Source organism: uncultured Clostridium sp. (genome assembly GCF_934754915.1).
Classification (GTDB): Bacteria; Bacillota; Clostridia; order Clostridiales; family Clostridiaceae; genus Clostridium.
In genome coordinates, this window is sequence record NZ_CAKVKB010000227.1 from 1 (window position 1) to 3,766 (window position 3,766).

General features: G+C 29.0%; 5 protein-coding genes and 1 pseudogene. 4 read left to right on the forward strand and 2 right to left on the reverse strand.

The window, feature by feature from the left end; genetic code table 11:
* Window positions 1-1,154, reverse strand: a 1,154-nt coding sequence (locus Q0F58_RS17910; protein WP_294379217.1) for a site-specific integrase, incomplete at its 3' end; no start/stop codon positions are given.
* A gap of 79 nt (window positions 1,155-1,233) precedes the next feature.
* On the reverse strand, window positions 1,234-1,653 hold the full coding sequence (locus Q0F58_RS17915; protein WP_294379218.1) for a helix-turn-helix domain-containing protein: 420 nt from the start codon (window positions 1,651-1,653) through the stop codon (window positions 1,234-1,236).
* 140 nt (window positions 1,654-1,793) lie between these two features.
* Between Q0F58_RS17915 and Q0F58_RS17920 the strand changes: the two genes are divergently transcribed.
* The 4 genes and pseudogenes from Q0F58_RS17920 to Q0F58_RS17935 all read left to right on the forward strand — a co-directional run.
* On the forward strand, window positions 1,794-2,009 hold the full coding sequence (locus Q0F58_RS17920; protein ID WP_294379219.1) for a helix-turn-helix transcriptional regulator: 216 nt from the start codon (window positions 1,794-1,796) through the stop codon (window positions 2,007-2,009).
* Window positions 2,010-2,013: 4 nt separating this feature from the next.
* Complete coding sequence (locus Q0F58_RS17925) at window positions 2,014-2,307, forward strand: helix-turn-helix domain-containing protein (RefSeq protein ID WP_294379220.1); 294 nt, start codon at window positions 2,014-2,016, stop codon at window positions 2,305-2,307.
* Window positions 2,308-2,316: 9 nt separating this feature from the next.
* Window positions 2,317-2,583 (forward strand): hypothetical protein, encoded by a 267-nt coding sequence (locus tag Q0F58_RS17930; protein WP_294379221.1) that lies wholly within the window; start codon window positions 2,317-2,319, stop codon window positions 2,581-2,583.
* 19 nt (window positions 2,584-2,602) lie between these two features.
* Window positions 2,603-3,766: pseudogene (locus Q0F58_RS17935) on the forward strand (hypothetical protein); the annotation flags it as partial.

Sequence of the window (3,766 nt, forward strand, 5' to 3'; positions counted from 1 at the left end):
GTCTGAAGCTTATCAAGTTTTGATATAGCATTTTGCTTAACTGATTCTAATACATGAGTATAAGTATTAAGAGTAATAGATACTGTACTATGTCCTAAAAGCTCCTGGACTGTTTTGGGTTCTTCTCCAAGTTCAAATAATCTTGTTGCAAATGTATGTCTCATATCATGAAACTTTCTTGTAGGTATGTGGTTATTTTTCAATATAAGTTTAAACTGGCGCCCTACAGTACTATCGACTAGATATTCACCTATTTTATTACAGAATACAAGGTTGTTATCCTGGTATACATCAGCATATTTTATTTTTTGTAATCTTTGTTCATTCCTATATTGTAATAACATTTTAACAAGAAATTGAGGTATTGGAACCTTTCTTATACTTTTAGATGTTTTAGGTGTTTGTATAGAGCTGTAACCACTAGAACGGCCATCTCGTGATACATCTGCAATATATCGATATGTTTTATTTACATCAATATAAGCTTTTTCAAAATTTATATCATCCCAGGTAAGGGCAAATAACTCACCTTGTCTCAATCCACTGTACAGAGCCGTAACAAAAAGCATTTCTAAATGATGGCCTTTTATTGCTGCGAGGAATGTTTTTTCTTCTTCCAGTGTAAATGGGATTATTTTATTTTCCTTTTCCAACTTTGTTTTCTCATCTTCTTTTGGTAATATTATAGATGCTGAAAAATCCTTTATGATTATATTATTGTTATATAAGTATCTAATAAATGGTCGTATAATTTTATGAATATTCTTTATTCTGATAATAGTACATCCATTGGATACTAAGTTATTATAAAATTTTTGTATGTCAATTAACTCTAAGTTCTTAACCTTGATTTTAGAAAGTGAACTGTTTTTGACATACATTCTATAAACACCCTCATAATTTTCTTTAGTTGATGGTTTAAGATGTGAAAAATGTACATCAAAGAGCCAGTCAGTAAAGAATGTTTCAAAACATTGTTTGTTATTTACAATATCATGTTCAAGATCATATTTAATTTCTTTGATTTTAACTTCAAGTTCTTTTACTGATTTTGCATAGATATCCCTAGGATTTTTTAAGTTTTCATGTCTTAACCTATAAAAATAATACTCTTTTCCATTTTTAACTTTCTTTTTATATTTTGTTTTAGCCATTTCTACGACCTCCTATAAGTTTTAATAATATTCTATAAGGGGCGAATATATTAAAGCCTTATGGGCCAATATAAGCTATTTATTTACCTATTTTTCTTGAATTTTTTATTATCTCAGATATTTGAAATTGTATGAATGCCTTTATATTATTGTTGAAGTTAGTTATATCATTATTTGATACCTCAAATTCACCATCTGGGCATTTAAAAATAATATAGCCATTTTCTTCATCAAAGATAAATTGACAATTTACTGTTTGTAGATATTGTTCTATAAAATATTGTTGGGGATCTTCTGAAAAATCATTTCCATTATCAAAATTGAAAATAAACACATTTAGAGCTGAACCTATTTTTTCAATCATTTCTACACTTGGTTTTCGCCTACCGTTTTCATAATTTTGAATAGTAATAGTGCTTACATTAACAGCATCAGCTAATTGTTTTTGGGTTAATCCTTTATCTTTTCTTAATTTTTTTATCATATTTCCAATATTCAAAATATCACCTCTACACTATTTTACACCAACACTAACAGTATGTATATAAAAAATATAAAAAAATATCTTGACACTAACAGAATGTTAGAGTAATATATAAACATAAACTAACAAAACGTTAGTTCGAAAGGGGCGAGTATATGAAACTAAAAGTAAATTTAAAAGTAGAAAGAGCAAAAAGGGACTGGACACAAGGTGATTTAGCCAAGAAATCTGGTGTATGCAGATTAACAATTTCTAATTTGGAGAATGGAAAGCAGGATATTCAAAATCTATCACTAAAACAAGTATCTAAATTATCAAAAGCTTTATGTATTCCATTATTACAGATGAACAGTAAAAGAATTGGAGGTTAGAAATATGGAGGATTTAAAAGAGTATCAAAGAAATCCATACTTTGAAAAGTTTATTAATCTTACAGTAGATTTTATAACAACAGAAATTAAGGATAAGCTAAGAGAGTTTAAACCACTTGAGGATGAAGAATTAGCTTATACACCAAAGAAAGCCGCTAAAGTTTTAGGTGTCGGAAATAATACAATCTATAAGTTACTTAAGGAAGATGATTTTCCTAGTTATATGGTGGCAGGTAAATACTATATTTCTAAAAAAGGTTTAGAAGAATGGGTACAGGCTCAAGTTAATAAAAGGTAGGTGGGAATTATGAAAATTCAAGAATTAAAAGAACAATTATCAAGAGGTACTTTCTATTATTGTAAACCCGAGTTATGGATTCAATCAAAGATTGAACAAGTGGATATTATCGAAAATGATTATCTTATGATTAGATTTAATGGTGGTCATGCAGATGCGTTTTTAAAGAATGTTAAAACAATAAAAAGCCCTGATAATATAGATGCAAAGTTTAAATGGTGTTACATACTAAGGAATTATGATAATGAATGTATTGGATATATTGGACAGATATAAGAGTAAGGGGGGGGTAAACTTGGATAAAATTAAATTAACATATGATAAAGAAATTACAATAGCAACTGCTAAAAGTAGCAATTCGAAGAATTGGCAAAACAGATCTATATTAATATCTGAATTATTTAGTAACTTAAGTAATCCATATAGAACTGAAGAAACAATTGAAGAATTTAAAAATGCAGATAAGGACATAAGGAATAAAATTAAGAATTGTAAAGGTGGCTTTGTTGGTGGAGCTTTAAAGCAGAATGGTCCAAGAGTAAAAGATAATCTTTTAAATAGGATATTGGTAACTTTGGATATAGACCAGTGTATAAAGCCTATTGAAGAATATCTGAAAGACCTTGATTGTTCATATTGCATATACTCCACTCATAGCCATAGAGAAGATTATAAACGATATAGATTAATTATACCACTTGACAGAGCTGTGACACCAGCAGAATATGAAGCAATCGCAAGAATGCAAGCATCAATGATAGATAAGTCTATGAATATTTTTGATGATACAACATATCAGCCTATCCGTTTAATGTACTGGGCCAGTATTCCTAAGGATGCAGATTATTATTTCAAATATAGCGATAGTCCATTACTAAAAGCTGATGATATTTTGAATGAATATTTTCTTGGGTGGGATGATATTAGTTTATGGCCAAGAAGTCAAAGAGAAATGAATAAAATACATGATGCTGTAAAGGATGAGCAACAAGACCCATTAACTAAGGATGGTATTATAGGAGCATTTTGTAAGGCATATACAATTACAGACGCCATTACAGAATTTTTACCCAATGTTTATGGGCTATCAGATGATACAAGAGGAACATATAATGCAGGAAGTACAACAGGAGGTTTGATAATATATGATAATAAATTCTCTTATTCATTTCATAGTACGGACCCGACAAGTTGTATTTTATGTAATGCCTTTGATTTAGTGAGAATACATAAATTCGGAAAACTAGATCAAGAAATAAAAAAAGGCAGACCCAGTAAAGAACTGCCAAGTTTTAAGGCTATGATAGAATTTGCAAATAAAGATGAAAAAGTAATTGAAGAAGTAGCAAAAAATGAATTTGGTATTGATGAAAAAGATTATTCCTGGTTCAAAAAATTAGATAAAACAGAAAAAGGAGACATCAAAAACACAATAACCAATTTAAGAATAATAATGGCT